General features: G+C 37.6%; 15 protein-coding genes. 6 read left to right on the plus strand and 9 right to left on the minus strand.

Annotation, left to right across the window (positions count from 1 at the left end):
- The first annotated feature begins 52 nt into the window (after positions 1–52).
- The gene (locus N824_RS16135; RefSeq protein WP_048906180.1) at positions 53–1,324 is read left to right on the plus strand and encodes a nucleoside recognition domain-containing protein; all 1,272 of its coding nucleotides are present in this window, start codon (positions 53–55) and stop codon (positions 1,322–1,324) included.
- A 27-nt stretch (positions 1,325–1,351) separates the two neighbouring features.
- Here the strand turns inward: N824_RS16135 and N824_RS16140 are convergent, their stop codons facing one another.
- Positions 1,352–1,588 carry a hypothetical protein gene (locus N824_RS16140; RefSeq protein WP_048906181.1) on the minus strand — a complete coding sequence of 79 codons (237 nt, stop codon included), beginning with the start codon at positions 1,586–1,588 and terminating at the stop codon, positions 1,352–1,354.
- A 154-nt stretch (positions 1,589–1,742) separates the two neighbouring features.
- Between N824_RS16140 and N824_RS16145 the strand changes: the two genes are divergently transcribed.
- Positions 1,743–2,144: an OsmC family protein gene (locus N824_RS16145; protein ID WP_048906182.1), complete on the plus strand. Its 402-nt coding sequence runs from the start codon at positions 1,743–1,745 to the stop codon at positions 2,142–2,144.
- 65 nt (positions 2,145–2,209) lie between these two features.
- Here the strand turns inward: N824_RS16145 and N824_RS16150 are convergent, their stop codons facing one another.
- Positions 2,210–2,575 (minus strand): PleD family two-component system response regulator, encoded by a 366-nt coding sequence (locus N824_RS16150; RefSeq protein ID WP_048906183.1) that lies wholly within the window; start codon positions 2,573–2,575, stop codon positions 2,210–2,212.
- Positions 2,576–2,776: 201 nt separating this feature from the next.
- On the opposite strand from N824_RS16150, the gene N824_RS16155 reads away from it, so the two are divergent.
- Complete coding sequence (locus N824_RS16155; protein WP_048906184.1) at positions 2,777–4,147, plus strand: exonuclease domain-containing protein; 1,371 nt, start codon at positions 2,777–2,779, stop codon at positions 4,145–4,147.
- 1 nt (position 4,148) lies between these two features.
- Here N824_RS16155 and N824_RS16160 read toward each other — a convergent pair whose 3' ends face one another.
- A complete protein-coding gene (locus tag N824_RS16160) occupies positions 4,149–4,616 on the minus strand; it encodes a YciI family protein (RefSeq protein ID WP_052334164.1) in 468 nt (155 codons plus the stop codon).
- A gap of 182 nt (positions 4,617–4,798) precedes the next feature.
- Between N824_RS16160 and N824_RS16165 the strand changes: the two genes are divergently transcribed.
- Complete coding sequence (locus tag N824_RS16165; RefSeq protein WP_048906185.1) at positions 4,799–5,629, plus strand: phytanoyl-CoA dioxygenase family protein; 831 nt, start codon at positions 4,799–4,801, stop codon at positions 5,627–5,629.
- A 47-nt stretch (positions 5,630–5,676) separates the two neighbouring features.
- On the opposite strand, the gene N824_RS16170 is transcribed toward N824_RS16165, so the two are convergent.
- The 5 genes from N824_RS16170 to N824_RS16190 all read right to left on the minus strand — a co-directional run bounded on the left by N824_RS16170 (position 5,677) and on the right by N824_RS16190 (position 15,561).
- Positions 5,677–7,995: an alpha-L-rhamnosidase C-terminal domain-containing protein gene (locus tag N824_RS16170; protein ID WP_048906186.1), complete on the minus strand. Its 2,319-nt coding sequence runs from the start codon at positions 7,993–7,995 to the stop codon at positions 5,677–5,679.
- Positions 7,996–8,074: 79 nt separating this feature from the next.
- Positions 8,075–9,628, minus strand: coding sequence for a RagB/SusD family nutrient uptake outer membrane protein (locus tag N824_RS16175; protein ID WP_048906187.1), 1,554 nt, complete (start codon positions 9,626–9,628; stop codon positions 8,075–8,077).
- A gap of 15 nt (positions 9,629–9,643) precedes the next feature.
- On the minus strand, positions 9,644–12,769 hold the full coding sequence (locus N824_RS16180; protein ID WP_048906188.1) for a TonB-dependent receptor: 3,126 nt from the start codon (positions 12,767–12,769) through the stop codon (positions 9,644–9,646).
- Between the two features lie 288 nt (positions 12,770–13,057).
- On the minus strand, positions 13,058–14,293 hold the full coding sequence (locus tag N824_RS16185) for an IS4 family transposase (RefSeq protein ID WP_048906189.1): 1,236 nt from the start codon (positions 14,291–14,293) through the stop codon (positions 13,058–13,060).
- An 89-nt stretch (positions 14,294–14,382) separates the two neighbouring features.
- The gene (locus N824_RS16190) at positions 14,383–15,561 is read right to left on the minus strand and encodes an oxygenase MpaB family protein (protein ID WP_161662329.1); all 1,179 of its coding nucleotides are present in this window, start codon (positions 15,559–15,561) and stop codon (positions 14,383–14,385) included.
- Between the two features lie 191 nt (positions 15,562–15,752).
- Here N824_RS16190 and N824_RS16195 point away from each other — a divergent pair, with 191 nt between their 5' ends.
- Both N824_RS16195 and N824_RS16200 read left to right on the plus strand, forming a co-directional pair.
- Positions 15,753–16,253: a BON domain-containing protein gene (locus N824_RS16195; RefSeq protein ID WP_048906191.1), complete on the plus strand. Its 501-nt coding sequence runs from the start codon at positions 15,753–15,755 to the stop codon at positions 16,251–16,253.
- 17 nt (positions 16,254–16,270) lie between these two features.
- Positions 16,271–16,690 carry an SH3 domain-containing protein gene (locus N824_RS16200; RefSeq protein ID WP_048906192.1) on the plus strand — a complete coding sequence of 140 codons (420 nt, stop codon included), beginning with the start codon at positions 16,271–16,273 and terminating at the stop codon, positions 16,688–16,690.
- Positions 16,691–16,811: 121 nt separating this feature from the next.
- Here N824_RS16200 and N824_RS16205 read toward each other — a convergent pair whose 3' ends face one another.
- Complete coding sequence (locus N824_RS16205; RefSeq protein ID WP_048906193.1) at positions 16,812–18,215, minus strand: alkaline phosphatase; 1,404 nt, start codon at positions 18,213–18,215, stop codon at positions 16,812–16,814.
- Positions 18,216–18,447 lie beyond the last annotated feature (232 nt).

Genomic DNA, 18,447 nt, shown 5'->3' on the forward strand with positions numbered 1-18,447 from the left:
GGATATATTGTTTTAAATCCCTACATTAACATCGTAAAACTAACTATCCCAAATGGCATTAAGTAGAATCTGGTCGGCCTTTATCATTGTTGCAATTGTTGTAGCCACTATAAAGTGTTTCTTTTTTGGACAATCTGATATATTTAACTGGATGGTCATTGGCAAAGCCAGTGACCCTGCAAATCCATTAAAACTAGATGGTATTATTGAGACCTGCTGGGTCTCGGTAGAGTTATGCCTTAAACTAATCGGTATTTTGGCACTATTTATTGGGTTGATGAGCATTGCCGAAAAAGCCGGAGGCATTCGTTTATTGTCTCGTATAGTTGGCCCCTTCTTTTCTAAATTATTTCCGGATATACCAAAAGGCCACCCATCTATGGGGCACATGATAATGAACTTTTCTGCTAATCTATTGGGTTTAGATAACGCAGCCACTCCTTTTGGCTTAAAGGCTATGGAAAGTTTGCAAGAGTTAAACCCAAGTAAAGATACCGCATCAAATGCCCAAATCATGTTCCTTTGCCTTCACGCAGCTGGTTTAAACTTAATTCCCGTTAGTGTTATTGCAATCAGGGCTTCTCAAAATGCTTCTAATCCAACTGATATTTTCATTCCTTGTCTGATCGTTACTTTTGTGGGCACCATGGCAGCAATGCTTATTGTTTCTTTCAAACAGAAGATTAAACTGCTGCAACCTGTAGTAATTGTCTGGATATTGAGCCTTTCTTTCATCATTGCATTATTGGTTTTATACATCACTTCGCTTAATGCCGATGGAATAAAATCATTTTCAGGAATTTTAAGCAACGGACTTATACTATTGGTTTTTCTACTGATTATACTCGGGGCATTATATAAAAAGATTGATGTTTTTGATGCATTTGTTGAAGGTGCAAAAAATGGATTTGAAACGGCTGTTAAAATTATCCCTTATCTTGTTGGGATGCTGGTAGCAATAAGTATGCTTCGCACCAGTGGAACCTTTGATGTAATAATTGGAGGAATAAAAGATTTCTTCTCATTTTTAGGAGCTGATACCAGATTCGTAGAAGGCTTACCTACGGCTTTAATAAGACCATTGAGTGGTGGTGCTGCAAGAGGAATGATGGTGAGTACTATGGAAACCTATGGCCCAGATTCATTTGCAAGCCGGCTTTCTGGAATTTTCCAGGGTGCCTCTGATACTACTTTTTACGTAGTTGCAGTTTACTTTGGCTCTGTAAGTATTAAAAATACCCGTTATGCAATTGGCGCAATGCTACTCGCCGATCTTGTTGGGGTTTGTACAGCAATAGGTCTCGCTTATTTATTTTTTGGATAGCGAGGATAGGAAATCTGAGTTACAGAATTATTTAGATTCTGTTGATATTATTCTGCTGATAATCTGTTCCAGCGCAGTGGGTTCTAAACTGGTATGCTTAGAAGACCTCCATGTTGAGGTCGAATCCAACCACACACAAAAAGAATGGTAGCCATCCACTATTACCGCATAGGTTTCGTGAAAATCATCCTGTATGCGCATACAGAATCCGTTTATGGGCTTGCCCTGAACATCAAATCTGAAATTTAAATAGCTACTTAACATACTGATATCTGGTTAGTTATTTCTATAACAAATTAAGCTATAATATGTTTAGCCTATTTTAAATGCTTGCTATATTATTGTTAAATCTGGATGATGATTTTATGAATGCGAATGCTTAAATTTAATTGTAGCTTTATCTGCATAACATTAAAACATGGCAGATAATCAAATTACAGCAATTACAGAACTAGACAGGTCTCATTATAAAACAAAAGTTTACGCAGGAGGCCATTTTATTTATTCTGATGAACCGGAAAGCATTGGAGGAACAGACGAAGGTATGACACCTGGAGCATTGCTGCTTGCTAGTTTGGGAAGTTGTACAGCAATTACTGTCAGGATGTATGCAGATCGTAAACAGTATAACCTGGATGCAATTAAAATAGAGTTGGCAATTTGTGATGAAAAGGAAATGAGTAAGGAAACCACCATCACACGAAAAATTGAACTGATTGGCACATTAACAGAAGAGGAACGTGCGCGCTTAATGCAAATAGCAGACAAATGTCCAATTCATAGAATATTATGTAATCCGATAAGAATTGAGACCAAATGATAACCGCATTTTACTATCTACAATTTAGTACTATCTATACATTAATTAGTACAGTTGGTAACTAATTAGGTAGCAAATTGGGCTTTTACTGTTTTAACAAGACTATCAATATCAAATGGCTTTGAAAGGAAGTCATTAGGGGAGCCTGGTAATTTTAAAAGGCTTTGTAAATTATGACTCGCAGAGATCATAACAACGGGAATATTCTTAAACAAAGAGTGTGCTTTTATTGCTTTGCAAATGTCTCTGCCGTCAATTCCACCAAGCATTACATCTAACAATACCAAATCTGGCCTTAACGATGATATAACATTTAATACATTTCTTCCACTGGTTAAAGTAGACACCTCGAAACCCTCACCCTCCAATACAATTTTAATAATATCAACTATATCACTATCGTCGTCAACTGCTAATATTTTTCTGGACATTTCACTAACTCTTTTGAGTTAATTATAAGCTATTTATATGCCACACTTTTCATTATTCTTAATTAAATACTATAAAAGTGATATGGGACAATTTTTGTTAAAGATTATTTGTAGGAACAAAAAATTTACTAAATCCCAATAATTTGATTTATTACTAAAATTATTAGCATATTTACAATTCATAAAGGCTTTTAAAAAAACATGCTTTACGCGGTAGTAGATATAGAAACAACAGGTGGCTTTGCTTCAGGAAATGGAATCACAGAGATTTCAATTCTCATTCATGATGGTGCTTCTGTAATAGATACTTTTGAAACGCTAATTAATCCTGCTCAGGAGATACCTGAATACATACAGGCATTAACTGGCATAAGTAATGAAATGGTTATAAATGCCCCGTTATTTAATGATATAGCCCCAAAAGTATATGAACTGTTACAGGATAAAACTTTTGTTGCACACAATGTAAATTTCGATTTTTCATTTGTTAAACATCAGTTATCTTTAGCGGGTTATCAGCTTCAATGCAATAAACTTTGTACCGTAAGGCTTAGTCGTAAAATACTACCTGGACATCGTTCCTACAGCCTGGGCAAGCTTTGTAATACTTTAGGGATAGAGATAAACAACAGACACCGTGCGGGAGGAGATTCTGCCGCTACGGCAATTCTATTAGGTATGCTTTTACAGGCAGATACTGAAGGAATTATCAATCAATCCTTAAGAAAAACTTCAAAAGAGCAGGCTTTACCCCCTAATTTGCCAAAATCAGAGATAGAAAAATTACCTTTAAACCCTGGTGTATATTATTTCAAAGACCAAAAAGGTAAGGTGATTTACATTGGCAAAGCCAAAAGCCTGAAAAAGCGGGTTTGTTCTCATTTTACAGGGAATAGTACAGCTAAACAGCGACAGGATTTCCTTAAGAACATCTATAGTGTGGATTTTGAAATATGCGGTACAGAACTTATGGCTTTTATTTTAGAAGCTACAGAGATCAAAAAACTATGGCCGGCAAACAACCGGGCTTTAAAGCGTTTTGAGCAGAAATATAGCTTATATGCTTTCGAAGATCAAAAAGGCTATATAAGATTGGGCATAGATAAATTCAAAAAAAATACACCGGCCCTGTATAGTTTTAATACGATATTAGAGGGACATAACCTTTTAAAGGTATTAATTAAAGAACATTTGCTTTGCGAAAAGCTTTGCTTTATTCAGAGAAACAGACAAGCTTGTACAGCTCATGAAGAAGGTAGATGTACCGGTGCTTGCGTAGGTAAAGAATCTGCTGCCGCCTATAACGTAAGGGTTAAATATGCAATCGAAGATTTGAAAAAGATGTTACCGACTTTTGCTGTTATTGATAAAGGAAGAACTGAGGACGAACAAAGCTGTTTGCTTGTAGAGGAAGGAAAATTCTATGGCATGGGGTACATTTCACACCATGCAGATATTAACGCACCTGAGGAGCTAAAATCAGCCCTACAGCCTTATCCTTCTAATGATTATATACTTCACATGATATTGTCTCATACGGAGCAGTTCCCTCAAAAGAAAATAGCAATTTAACCTAGTGACTTTTCTTTTCTATTTTGCTGTGGATTTTTACCGTTTCCTTTAATGCCGCTGACCCATACCATGGATAATATTCTGCGGTCATTACTTTACTTATAATAACGGGATCTGTTTCTACCAACTTTTGTGCTTCATCAGTACTTTCTACATCGAAAATGAAAATGCCGCGATAAGCATTGTCATTTTTACCAAGTGGCCCGGCAACAATCAGTTTTCCTTCGTTAACTAGTCTGCCTATATTACCCATATGTCCTTTAAAAATACTATCTAATGTAGTTTTAGGCAAATCTTTAGCAGAACCTGTTTTTAAAATCACCAAAACGTATTTCTTCATTCCGTACTCATCAGCTTTAAGTTCTTTAGCTAATTTTTCATCGTAATTTTTATTTACTTCCTGCGCTCCTGCATTGTAATAAATAAGTACAGTACAGATTAAAAAGGCCATTATTGTGATTTTTTTCATCCTAATATAAATTTAGTAAAGCTAACTGCAAAAGTATATTGAATTTAACGATTTTAAATTGAATTCAAGATAATATGAAGGGGCTTTACAATATCAGAAAGTGCAAATAATAACAGATTAATGGCAGTATATTTTTCAAACCAACACGGTAAATTCGTATCAATAACCTTTTGTAAAAACACATGAAGACACAAATCACACAACAACAAATTGAGGATTACAGAAAGAATGGTTTTTTGCTTATTGAAGATTTTTTAGATAAGGATGAATTAGAAATCTGGCGCGAAGCGGTTACCGAGGCACTCGTTCAACGCGATGGCAGAAAACTTCCCGGAAAAGACACTAAAACCGGTGAAGAGGATGGAATTAATAAAAATGCCGACTATTTTGGAAAGGTATTCGATCAAATGCTCAACCTATGGCAAACCAATGAAAAAGTAAAACAGTTAATACTCGATGAAAATCTAGGTAAAATGGTTGCTAATTTATCTGGCTGTGATGGAATACGGGTATGGCATGATCAGGCCTTAATAAAACGTCCATGGGCCAACCCTACTTCGTGGCACTTAGACACTCCTTTTTGGTCCTTTTCCGATCGTCGTGCTTTATCCATATGGGTTGCTCTTGATGATGCCACATTAGAGAATGGATGTTTATATTTTCTTCCCGGATCTTACCATGCTACTTCTTTTGAAAACCCGGGTATCGGTAAGAATATGGATGAGGTATTTAAGTTTTATCCTCAACTATCTTCTTCTGACTCCAAAGCTGTTCCTATGAAAGCGGGAAGCTGTTCTTTTCACAATGGCTTAACAATACATGGGGCAGGTGCTAACATGACCAAAGGTTTCCGCAGGGCTATGACCTGTGCTTTTATGCCTGATGGTGCTGTATTCAATGGAATACAGAACATCCTGTCTGATGAGCAGGTAGCTAAGCTGAAAGTAGGTGACCTGTTACAAGATGACGAACAAAATCCATTAATCTATTCTAAAAACCCGGCTTTACCCTAGCAGAAACAAACTCGGGGATAATGAATTAATCATATACTCCCGAGTTTCTAATACAATACAAATGACCACTTACCGGGTTTAACATCAAACAGGAAATAATTCCCATCCTCTCCTTTAAATGTAGCCCAGGGATGGTTTTTAACACTTTTAGCATGCCTTACTAACACTTTCCCATTTAATGATATATTGGACAAACCAGATTCCATTTTGGGCAAACCTATTTTAGCCAGGGTATTGGGTGGTATATCAACAAACAAGGTGAGTTTGTTATCTCTCCTTTTCAGATCCACTGTAATGTTTCCTTTTACGGTAGGTGCAACACAGTAGATTTCACGTAAGTTTCCAGGTTGAGGCATTATACTAATCGTTTTATAAGCGGTCTCTTCCGGAGCAATTCCGGCAACATACTGACTTAAAAGTGTTAATGGGCCACCAGACCAACCATGATTATACGATCCTCCGCCATAGCCTTCGGATCCTATCCCCCAGCCTTCCCACAGTGTGGTGAGGTGGCTTTCAACCATATTAGCATATCTCTTTTTCATTCTTTCCAACCCGCCTTTAGCGTCATGCATAATAAAGAAAGACTCCATTATATACTTTTCCATATAAGGACTGGCATGGAATTCAATCTTTAATACATTTTTAATGGCTTCGTATTTTCCATCATCAGCAAGGCCCACTACTACAGCTAATCCATTTCCCCTATCGTCAACAACTCCCTTATTTGTTGGGCTTTTATACGCACTGCCATTCCAAAATTTTCTATTGAAATTTAACTTTATAGATTTCAATAACTCCTGGTAGTCTTTTATATCAGATTGATTTCCTGTTAGCTCTGCCATTTTTACTGCGGTTTCAACGGCCATATAGTACCATGCATTCTCGAGTAATGGGGTATCAATATCATCCCCCCAATCCATCCAGTCCCATCCTCCGGGACGATGTATTACCAAACCATCGTCCCCTAAACGCCACAATTGTAAATATTTTTTCACTGTAGGATAAACATGCCGAATCAAAGCAGTGTCTCCAGTGTAACGATAGTAATTCCAAAAACCATATTTGCCCACACTGGCAAGCATTTGAGCAGGAAGTTCGCCATGCCAACTACCCGAAGGAACAGGCGAATACAATACCCCATCAGGTTTTCGCCAGTCAACAAGGTTATGAATTGCCTTATTAATAACTAATTCTCCATTTCTGTCGCAGGCATACAAAATTTCACCCATTAATATTACCGCATCACCCCACCATTGCGCCCTTTCCCTATCCGGATCTTGAATTGCATCCCTCAAATTAACATTTAGGGTATTGTATGATTTTTCCCAAAGGCGGTTATAAAAATGGTCATCAGATTTAAACTTACCTACCAGTTCCGTATCATACCTGGTTTCTCTGTATTTCAAGTCAATAATTTTCACACCCTTAGGAATGGAATAGTGAACCTCATGTCCATTTAAATATCCAAATGTTTCAAACTCCTGTATCCCTTCTTTTGTAATATATTCTGTACGAACGTTATACTCACTGCCCCCTTTATAATTGTCTGTCCGGATATCTATTTTCAAACCAGCTGGAGCATCAATCTTTAAATATGGTGTAATAGATATATTTTTAGGCAATTTGGCAACAATCGGATTGCCATCATTCACCTTTGACAGATTGGCGTTATTAGTATAATGTAAAAGTCCCGAATCTTTCCAAAAAGGGATGGGTCTTTTCACCAGATTATTCCATGGAGAAACTGATGGCTTCCCATAGGAAGTAGCATTTATCCAGGCATGATCATCAAAATCGGACTGGATCCAAAGCGGCATATCTTTCTGAGCATCAAAATAAATATTAAACTCGGGCAAACGATAATTTGGAAAGGGCGCTCCGGTATTGCCAAAAGCTGGATGCCTTATCACTTTCCATGTTGAATTTGATATTATTTCTTTGTTTCCTATCGTCATTTCGTACAAAAGAGCAGATTTACCACTATTTTTATGGTCGTAGCCATCTCTTCCCCAATACCAGGTTAATATAGAGATCGTATTTTTTCCCTTGGTAAGATAGGGTGCCAGATCAATTTCATCATAATAGGTGTCACGTGGATTAGGCCCTCTTTTTAATTGACCTTCAAATACGATCATTTTCCCATTCAACCACAGCCAATACTTAGAATCAGTGCTAATTTTAGTAAGTATCTTATTTGGAATTTTATCAATAGAAATCTGCTTTCGGAAGGATGTCCATACGTTAGTGTCTTTTTCTGCATGAGGAATTCCAATCCATTCTGCTTGCCAGTGCTGTGTTTGAGAGAAACAGGAAATACTTATGAATAAGACAATAATAAAGCAAAAAGATCTTAGATAATTCATATTTCTCAATTATTTGTTAAAAAATGCAGTCATCTCTCCTATCGTCGAGATGACTGCGTATCTATCATGATGCGTTAGCCTAATATCCTGGATTTTGAACCAGGTTACTATTTATCTGCACCTCTCTAGATGGTATTGCATAGATCAATCTATTATTAGTTACATTAAATGAGGCTGGTAACAGCCAACCATAAAGGCTTTTAAGCTGCTTCCCTTTTGCATTTAAAGTTTCAACTGCCTTTCCATTGCGAACAAGATCAGTCCAGCGATGATTTTCAAAAGCTAGTTCATGTCGCATTTCGTTCGCTACGTTATCCTCATTAGCAGAAGCCAGGTTTGGCAAGCCGGCTCTTTTTCTTACCTGATTCAGGTAAGGCAATGCTTCAGCATTTTTACCCTGCTTTACGAAACATTCTGCGAGCAATAGCAAAGCGCCTGAATAACGGTAGACCGGCCAGTTCTGATCGGTATTCCACTCCACAGTATATGGTGGATACACATATTTATTTATAAAATAGTAAAATGTTTTTCCGGTGGGTGGGGTAAAATTAACGGAACTAACAACTGAGCTTATTGTAAAGGAATCTCCAGTTTGAGTACCAATTGCTACACCAATCGAAGCTGGTAATCTTTTGTCGCCACTTTCATATGAACTCACCATTTCCTGAGTAGGCACATTCCATCCTCCACTAGTAATACCACCTCTCTGGTTGGTTCCATGCAATCCAAGAATGGCCTCTGTATTGGTAGTTTTTGGAATAAACCTCCATATAAAATCACTTTGCTGACCATCATTACCTGCTTTATACTGCACTTCAAAAATTGATTCACTATTGTTTTTATTTGTTGGCGAAAACACATCAGCATAATTTGGCAACAGCGTATAATTCATCTTGGTAATATCTAACAACTCTGTTTCCGCTTTAGCGTAGTCGCGCGTAGGCTTAGACATGTAGGCATAAGCCAACAACATTTTAGCAGCACCTTTACTCACTCTTCCGGTTTGAGGGAAAGCAGTTGCTACAGGAAGCTTTGCTATAGCGTCATTCAGATCTGTAATAATTTGTGCATACACCTCATCAACGGTGTTTCTAGGCAAGAATGCACCAGTTTCTGAGATGATCTCCTCCAATTGCAAAGGTACGCCTCCATAATGTGTCACAAGATCAAAGTAGTAGTATGCACGAAGAAATAAGGCCTGCCCCGAAAGATCGTCCATAGAGGACTGAGAAAGACCAATCGTGTTTGCTTTAAGCCTGGTGAGTACCGTATTTGCCTTGGCAATTCCAGAGTAATCATTTCCATATCTGTTACCCGCATTATTGGGTTCAGCACTTGATAAGCTATTGTCGAGGAAAATCGCCATTGCTTCTATACTGGTTTCGGATCCCCTGTCTGACGAATAATAATTAAAGAAGGTATTATCAGAACGCATTTCGTCCATATAAATACCTGTAAAAGCGACTCCCCGAAGGTTGCTGTACGCAGACACTACGGCCTGCTGAAATTCAGTTTCATTTTTAAAAAAAGTTGGGGCACTTATACTTGTCTTAGGTACAAGATCAAGCTCGCTCTTTTTACAGGAAAGAAATCCAATAGAAACTGCCACGATGTATAATATTTTATTTTTCATGATTATTTTTCTAGATTAAAAGCCTACGTTAAGTCCCAGCGTAAAAATCTGAGAAATTGGATAAGAAGTAAAATCACGGCCCTGACTTAAGCCGTTAAGTCCGGACATACCTGCTTCAGGATTCATCCCTGGATATTTAGTAAAAATTAAAGGGTTTTGAGTACTGAAATATACTCTGGCGTTTTTGATATACTCATTAGGTTTAAAAGGCAGCTTATATCCCAATGTTATGTTTTTTACAGCTAAATAGGTAGCACTAAATACCTGTCTCGAAGTGAAATTACGGAAATCGGCAGTAGTACCGGTTCTTGTTCTCGGATAAATCCCATCTCCTGGATTTTCTATAGAGCGCCATCTATTAGCTACGCCTTTTCTTACATTAAACACACCATCCAGATTTTCGGTAGATTGAAAAGCATCATCAGCTATTTCATTTCCTACAGAACCTGCAATAACAATACTTAGATCTAGGTTTTTATAACTAAATCTATTCGTTAATCCGTAAGTAAAATCTGGATTTGGGTTACCGATGTAAGTTCTGTCATTTTCATCTATAATTCCATCAGGAACGCCATCCGGCCCGCTAATGTCTTTAAATCTTGCTGTTCCCACCATAGAAGTTGCGCCATGAGGCTGGGTATCAAATTCTTCCTGGGTCATATATACACCGGTATTGATATATCCATAAAACATTCCGATTGGGTTACCTACAGCGGTTCTGTTGTCATCCCAATAAAGGCTATATCCTCCTATAGGTGCGTTGTTTGTACCTAATTTAATTACCTTATTTCGATCAAAGGAAACGTTAAAACCTGTGGTCCATTTTAATTCACCATCCAGATTTCTCGACTCCAAACTTAGCTCATGTCCCCAGAAATCAAAACGACCAATATTTGATGTAATGCTGTTAAATCCAGATTGAACTGGGATGTCTACATTATAAAGCAGTCCATCTGTTTTTTTCCAATAGTAATCATAGGTTATTCTTAACCGGTCATTAAAAAGTCCAAGGTCAAGACCGGCATCAAAACTAGAGGTAGTTTCCCACGTAAGAAACGAATTGCCAATCCCGTTAAGAGACTTACCTGGGGTAACCTGGTTTCCGAACACATAATTATCAGAATTTACAGCAGCCAGGTAAGTATAATCTCCAATATTGTTATTCCCCACTTTTCCATAACTCGCTCTGAATTTTAAGAAACTTATTTTATCCTGTTGTTTCATAAACTTTTCATCCGAGGCCACCCAACCTACTGATACCGAAGGAAAATTTCCATATTTATTATCCGATCCAAACCTTGAAGAACCATCTCTTCTAAAAGCCAGTGAAATCAAATATTTATTGTCGTAATTATAGTTTAAACGACCTATATATGATAATAACGAAGATTCTGTGGTACCTGCCGTCCCTATCCTGGTAGTTGCGGCATTTATCCATTGAACATTATCGTCTGGAAATTCAGAAGCCTGGATATTGCTGTTCTCTGATCTGAATTTTTGAAAGGTATAGCCTACAAATGCGTCCAGATTATGCTTTTCACTGAAGGTTTTCTGATAAGTAAGGGTGTTTTCGGCCAGTAAATTTAAGAATCTATTGGTACCGTAACTTCCTGTAGGTGGCTGAGGTGGTGCCCCACCCAAACCACCCTGAGCTGTGGACGGCGTAAACGATCTGTTAATTGCACTCTCGGTATTTCCATTCAAACTAATTTTATATTCTAATCCGGGAATAATCTTATAAGAGGCAAATGTATTGGCTAAAACCGTTGTTTGCTCCGAAGGATTAACCCTTTGAGTTAAAACCAGGTAAAAATTGGGATTCGCAAACATACCAGGTTGTGAAAAGCTAATAGGATAACTACCATCCGGATTTTTATAGTTTAACGTTGGATCCATTAAAAACGCCTGCTGAATAATGGCACGTCCGTTATCAAGACCAGGAGTAACCTGATTACGTCGGTAAGTACCTGATAGATTAAATCCAATCGTTAGTTTATCTGTAGCAGTGTAAATGTTATTAGTTCTGCCACTTATTCTATTTGCAAAAGTATTTAAGATTACCCCTTCCTGCTTATTGTAGTTAAGATTAATGGTTGATTTCAGATCTGTTCCACCTGATGATAAGGATAAGTTATAATCWTGAGTTATTGCATCTCTCAGTAAAACATCGTACCAATTGGTACCTGAATTTGCCCCATATTGTTGCGGGTTCTGATACCCCTCTGGTACTCCGCCGGTATAGCCCTCATAACGAGCTGCATCTTCATAATATTCTTTTTTAAATTGAGCAAACTCAGGTGCATTCATCAAATCAGGTTTCCCTCTGTCCGATACCCTTACCAACCCTGCATATGAACTAAGTTCGATACTTTTTTGTCCACTTTTGGCTTGTTTTGTTGTGACAAGAATTACCCCATTTGAAGCTCTTGATCCATATAAAGAAGAGGCAGAAGCGTCCTTTAATACTGTAATACTTGCTATTTCGTCCGGACTTATTGTTTCAAGTCCACTGGTAGATGGAAATCCGTCGATTACAATTAGTGGATTATTTCCTGCATTGATCGAAGCAGCTCCTCTGATTCTAAATGACATATTTGCACCAGGAGCTCCAGAGTTGTTTGCGATTTGAACGCCAGCAAATTTCCCTTGTAATTTCTGACCGATGTTAGCTACCGGCATGTCTTTAACCTCACTCGTGTTTAGCTGGCTTACAGCACCTGTAACTTCTCTTTTATTTTGTGTTCCATAACTTACAACTACTACTTCATTTAATTTTTCACTAGCAGATTCCATCTGAACGTTAATAACAGATCTGTCGTTTGCCGGAATTTCTTTGGTTTGATACCCCACAGATGAAAAAACCAACACAGCAGAGGATGCTGTTGTTAACTGATAGTTTCCTTCGTTATTAGTAGTTGTTTTCTGATTTGTACCTTTTACAGCAACCGTAACTCCAGTTAATGGTTTTCCGTCCTGAAGATCTACTACCTTACCTGAAATAACTCCTTGCTGCTGGACAGAATATCCATATAAATTTTCTTTTGTGAATGTCTTTGAATGTGCTGGTAAATAGAATATCAAAGACATAACCAGGCATGATCCGCCCCTTCTGATAAAAAAAAGCAATCTTTTCCTTTTCATAACTTGTTTAGATTTGGTTTATATTTAGGTTATAATAGAATTGAGGTGAAGAGTTGTAAGGTCTTACTCACTCTATTGACTAAAACAAACCTAAGCATTGGCCAATAATTTCCATTTTACCAAAAGGCACTTATATTTATACTTTTTGATATAATGAATTGGCTTTCCCTAGTTTTAAATGATATACATGATTAATCTTTTAAACTTTTTGGAAAATCACAAGAACTGAAAAGCTATATTTTATTCACTGTTGTCCGGTTAACTTTATAACCGGACAAATTTTATGGCCTAGCTTATTGCTGGGCCATTTTTATTCCTAGATCCAATATCCAAGCCCCCTATTACCAGCTGGTTTGTAATCCGAGCTGAAGAGAGTTTATCAGGATTGTTCAAAAAAGCAAATAAATTGATATAACTCATCAGATGTAATCTTATGATAGAACTAAGATTTGAGAATGCCCATTTCTTTTTAAGTTGCATTTGCAGCATTTTAAGAAGTAAATCAGCGATAAATGCACACCAGATTTGAATTTTAATGGCATTTTCGTTGTCACCCAGAAAATACTTTAAAGGAAAGTTCTGTTTTATCCTTTTGAAGAGCACCTCTATTTGCCAGCGTTTTTTATAAAGATCCGCGATTTGAATAGCTGGTAGTTCAAAATTATTGGTAAGAAACTCAAAAGTTCTTTCTTTCTGTTTATCAAAAAAGGTAACCATGCGTGCCTTAAGTTTAATCTTTTTTGCATGGGTACGCGTACCCAGCACTATTATTCGATCATTCAACACACCAAGCTCCCTGGATTTCTCAGGAACAGGACTTGAACTTTCCTCGATATATCTCGCTCCTTTTCTTTGCCGGGTAACAAAAAACACGTTTTGGGTACTCAGCCGCTGATATTGTTCATAATCAACATACCCTTTATCGAAAACTATAAATGAGCCGGGGTCTAGGTTAATTTCTTTAAGAAAGCTCATGTCGTTAGCATTGGCAGCAGTAAAGTTTATTTTAACAGGAAGGTCTTGTTCTGCATTGATTAAAGTATGCACCTTGATGCCGCCTTTTCTTTTTCCGTTCAGCCTGCTTCTGCCTGCTGCCCCAAGAATTTCCTGAAATAAGGTTATCGTAGAGGAATCTGCAATGAAAAGTTTTTGATTGTTTACAGCCCGGCTGTCCGGTAAAAGTTTGCTATGCGCTAAGTGTAAAAATGAATAGATCTCTTCAAAAATATCGCTTGAACGATTCTTGTTGCCATCACATAGAGTACTTTTACCTGGAGCCTTAAGGATACCTAAATGCCTAAGTTTATGGCTGCAGGCCTTCATTCCGCTAACCACCTCACGACTGCTTGTGCATTTATTCAAAGTACAATACAGCATGGTAACTAAGTGGGTATAGGTGTCAAAATGCTTGTAATAATGATCGTACTTTCCGGTACGGGCTAAGGCCTTTACTTTACTTCTGTCTATTAAATTTAATAGCTGATTTAATATCGGCTGTCCGGTAAAAAATATACTTTTGCTCATGTTGATGANTTTAGTGTGGTAACTCAAATATATCAACAAAGGGCTAGCTTAACAGCTAGCCCATATTTTTTTCCGGACAACAGTGTATTTTATTTGGGATGAATGTCACTATCAGCTTTTAAATACTCTTCAGAAATTTTTGTTTGAAGGATATTGCCCATGTATACGGCTCGCTGATAGTTCTTATTGCTTATACCTGTCATTTTTTGCAAAAGCTTGTTGTGCAATTTTCTAAATATCGGGAAAAGAGAATACATCTTAATTTTAGAAATCTGAAGTCTATTGCATGTTTCTTCATCAATTAAAAAGCGAACATAGCAAGTATGAAGGTATTTAATGAAATTCTTTTGATACGCTTTCTTAAAAATATTAGAGGCAATAGATTCATTTTCCAGGGCTTGAGCAAGCATCACGGAATCTTCATCTGCAGAAACTTGTGTATCCGTCCATAAATAGAACATTTCTGTGGCTTCCTTTTTATTATTTGGCAGGTAGTTCTCAGGGATTCCCAATAAATATCCAACATATTTCCAAAGGTGAAAAACTCCCAGCTCTTCATTCTCAGAGATGTGCATACCCAATTTATGAAGACCATGAAGATAAAAAAGGCTGAAGCCGATATTTGTAGCAACCATATCGCCCAAATTAATTGGTTCACCCCATTTTTCTTTATCCCAATCTGCGTATTTTTCTTTGATCATTAATCTGGAAAAAGCATGTATCATTCTCGTTCTGGCAATATACTGGTAGCCAAGTCCATTAATTTCCAAGCCTTTATCACGTGTAACATGTACCCAAAAATCCAGCGTATCGGTTATTCTTTTAGCAGGCCCCTTTTTCAGGGCCCCTGTATATATAAGTGCCTTATTTAAATAAGCGTAATCGTAACCGGTCATAAGGCTATAATCTCTCAAAGCGATGAGTGCATTAGTTCCGCTACGCATACACAAATTGCAGCCCATTTTTATTAAGTCATCATTTACCCAGGCAGGCTTCTCCTGCATATTTAAAAACATTCTCTTTAAGTTATCTGGCAAATCAGCACGCTCAAGAACCTTATTTTTAGACAATTGTGTAACATATGCATAGGCCTCACCGAAACTTCTACCATTAAATATTTCTTTCACTGCTTCATCACCCAAAACATCATATTTAGTGGCTAGTTCCACAAAGTTATTCGGAATATTAAGATCGAGTTCGGCTCCTGACCATTCAGCTAATTGCCTGCCACTACCCGCTTTCCAAAACTTTTTTAAGCATAAATCCATATAAATATTAATGTTTAACTTAACCAAGATACGGCAAAACTGCATGCAATATTTCCCATCACTTGATTTAATTTCAGCTGATAAAACAATTTCTTTTGATCATTGTTTTCCTTTCAGGTACATGTGCTATCTTTCTTTATATAAGGCGAATAAACATATCTGCCAAACTCAAAACCAAAATATAAAACCGTATGAAAAATCTGACGATGAAAACAACCGCGCTCTTGGTTGCCCTGGTTATCATGGGAACCACATTTACAAGCTGCAAAAGTGGCCCAAAAGATGATGCTGTAAAAGCAGCAGTGGAAACTGCACTACTCTCAAATCCGCACATAGTCGAAGCGGCTGTAACTGTTGAAAAAGGCGTAGCAACAATATCGGGACAGGTTCCTGATGATGCAACTAAAGCAGATATTGATAAAACTGTTGCAGGAGTTGCCGGGGTTAAATCTGTTGTAAACAATCTGACTGTTGTGCCCGAAACTCCGACCGTACCTGTAGCCGCTACTGATGTGCTTACCAATGCCGTTAAGGATGCGACAAAAGACTTCCCCACAGTTACTGCAACGGTAAACGACGGTGTAGTTACATTAAAGGGTGAAATCCAAAAAGCAAATCTTCAGAAATTGATGATGGCTTTAAATGCGTTGAAACCTAAAAAAGTAGACAATTCACAACTAGTTATTAAATAGTAAAGGAGATATATAAAATGGCTTTACAAGAGAAATATAAAGAATTGATAGACACTGCAATTGCACAGGGAGTAAACGACCTAAATGTGCGTGAGCAAGAAGGTGTGCTATATATTGATGGCGATGCCAGTGGTTCAATAAAGCAACAACTGTGGGATACGTATGAACGTCTCGATCCCAATTATTCTTCTGGCGATTTAGTGATGAATATCAATAGCATAGCCGGCGTTACAGAAGGGTCAAAACTAAAAGTAACAACTAACAGCTCTAACTTAAATATTCGTAGCGGCCCTAGCACTGATGCTGATATTGTAGGCAAAGCAGCCAGGCACGAGGTGGTTACACTGGTTAGCAAGGCAAATGACCAATGGTGGGAAATTAAAACTGATAATGGGGCTGCAGGATATTCCTATACGCAATACCTGACACCGCTTTGATCATACTAATGGGGGATCTAAAAATAGATGATAATCTTCTCTTTTTAGATGCCCCCATTTAATTTGAATATTAACGGTAGGTATCCCGCATCCTATGGCTTTTTTATTTTTAATTGACCTTTTAAGCCTTAACCAAAAAATGCACTGGCATTTCTGCTGCATTTAACATAAAATTATGAAGCTCATAGTTTTTAATGAAAGGGGTTAACCGTTCTGAGCCGGGGCCAAACATTGTTAGCTCCACGTAATCTCCCGTATGGTTCATTCCAGCCCACTGTACATCGGTATACTTACCCATAATCTTTCCATACTCATAAAATGGAAGATTCGACTCATTATATAACTGTCCCGGAACGATATCTTTAAAATGAGCTACTAAAGATTTTACATCTTCCAGTTTCATATCCAGTCCTTGACTTTCCTTAATTATCTCCTTAATCTTTTCTTCACTAAATGATTGGTTCAATTGAGTGAGTAGCCAGGTATTACTATGCTTAAAGCGCTGTAGATTGTCAAATTTCTTGTCGGCTTCATCAGCATAAAAAAGCCCTGGATTGGAATTACCGTGATCTGTTGTTATGATTACCAAAGTTTCTCCATCCTTTTCAGCAAACTCTATTACTTTCCCAACTGCTTCATCAAAAGCCAATTGATCAAATATTAAACCAGCTACGTCATTTGAATGTGCAGCCCAATCTACTTTTCCAGCTTCAACCTGTAATGCAAAACCATTCCTATGATCTTTCATTAATTCAATAGCTTTCATTGTCATCTCAGCTATTGAAGGTACAGCTTTCATTAATTCAGGATCATTTTTCCGATCTACTTCATAAGGCAAACCATCTTCAGCAAACAATCCTAAAACCGGCTTTAATTTATCAAGAGTAAGCATTTCAGCTCGATTTTCTGCAACTTTAAATCCCTGGGTAAGGTATTTAGGTATAATACTACCATCTTTTCTTTTTGAACTAAAATATTTGCTTCCACCTCCCATCATCACATCAAACTTTAGTTCTAGATACATTTCTGCGATTAAGGCTTGTCCATCCCGGTTGTCTATATTTACACAGAAGCCCGCTGGTGTAGCATGGGTAATTGGAACTGTAGTAACACAACCAACCTTCTTTCCGTTCTCCTTAAATTTCTGAAGTATTGGCTGAGGGTTCTCTCCTCTCATCCCAACATTTAATGAGCCATTCCTCACCCTCATTCCACCACCCCAGGATGAACTTGCAGCTGCTGAATCAGTAACCATTGAACTTGCCGAAGCCGTATCCATTAAAGCTCTTACAGCTTTATTGCCTCTATATAGGTCAAGCCATTTACTCCCTACGCCAAACGTACGGTTAGCATATAAATCGGCCATATTTAATGTTCCTGTACTCATGCCATCGCTTACCATCATGATGATATTTTTTGCCTTTTTTACTCCTCCAATCGGTTTGGCAATAACATCATGCAAACCAACAAAAGGCATACTTATACCGGCAAGTAATCCGCCTTTCAATAGTGATCTTCTATTCATATACTTAAAAATATTTTCAATCAGCAAAGATGTATATGCACCATTAGAAATTTGGTCAGATAGAATTATGAAATTGTTAAGGTTTTAAGGAAGATTTCCAGAAATGTGTATAAACACAAAAACCCTGTAGATTGCTCTACAGGGTCTTGATTAAGATTTGGCACCGACCTACTCTCCCACGTGTTACCGCAGTACCATCGGCTCTGGTGGGCTTAAGCTAAGATCGGAAGAG

This window comes from Pedobacter sp. V48 (genome assembly GCF_000523515.1).
Classification (GTDB): Bacteria; Bacteroidota; Bacteroidia; order Sphingobacteriales; family Sphingobacteriaceae; genus Pedobacter.

Excerpts from the sequence above, each read along its gene's own strand:
- N824_RS16135 (WP_048906180.1), top strand. The coding sequence starts at position 53 with ATGGCATTAAGTAGAATCTGGTCGGCCTTTATCATTGTTGCAATTGTT.
- N824_RS16140 (WP_048906181.1), bottom strand. The coding sequence starts at position 1,588 with ATGTTAAGTAGCTATTTAAATTTCAGATTTGATGTTCAGGGCAAGCCC.
- N824_RS16145 (WP_048906182.1), top strand. The coding sequence starts at position 1,743 with ATGGCAGATAATCAAATTACAGCAATTACAGAACTAGACAGGTCTCAT.
- N824_RS16150 (WP_048906183.1), bottom strand. The coding sequence starts at position 2,575 with ATGTCCAGAAAAATATTAGCAGTTGACGACGATAGTGATATAGTTGAT.
- N824_RS16155 (WP_048906184.1), top strand. The coding sequence starts at position 2,777 with ATGCTTTACGCGGTAGTAGATATAGAAACAACAGGTGGCTTTGCTTCA.
- N824_RS16160 (WP_052334164.1), bottom strand. The coding sequence starts at position 4,616 with ATGAAAAAAATCACAATAATGGCCTTTTTAATCTGTACTGTACTTATT.
- N824_RS16165 (WP_048906185.1), top strand. The coding sequence starts at position 4,799 with ATGAAGACACAAATCACACAACAACAAATTGAGGATTACAGAAAGAAT.
- N824_RS16170 (WP_048906186.1), bottom strand. The coding sequence starts at position 7,995 with ATGAATTATCTAAGATCTTTTTGCTTTATTATTGTCTTATTCATAAGT.
- N824_RS16175 (WP_048906187.1), bottom strand. The coding sequence starts at position 9,628 with ATGAAAAATAAAATATTATACATCGTGGCAGTTTCTATTGGATTTCTT.
- N824_RS16185 (WP_048906189.1), bottom strand. The coding sequence starts at position 14,293 with ATGAGCAAAAGTATATTTTTTACCGGACAGCCGATATTAAATCAGCTA.
- N824_RS16190 (WP_161662329.1), bottom strand. The coding sequence starts at position 15,561 with ATGGATTTATGCTTAAAAAAGTTTTGGAAAGCGGGTAGTGGCAGGCAA.
- N824_RS16195 (WP_048906191.1), top strand. The coding sequence starts at position 15,753 with ATGAAAAATCTGACGATGAAAACAACCGCGCTCTTGGTTGCCCTGGTT.
- N824_RS16200 (WP_048906192.1), top strand. The coding sequence starts at position 16,271 with ATGGCTTTACAAGAGAAATATAAAGAATTGATAGACACTGCAATTGCA.
- N824_RS16205 (WP_048906193.1), bottom strand. The coding sequence starts at position 18,215 with ATGAATAGAAGATCACTATTGAAAGGCGGATTACTTGCCGGTATAAGT.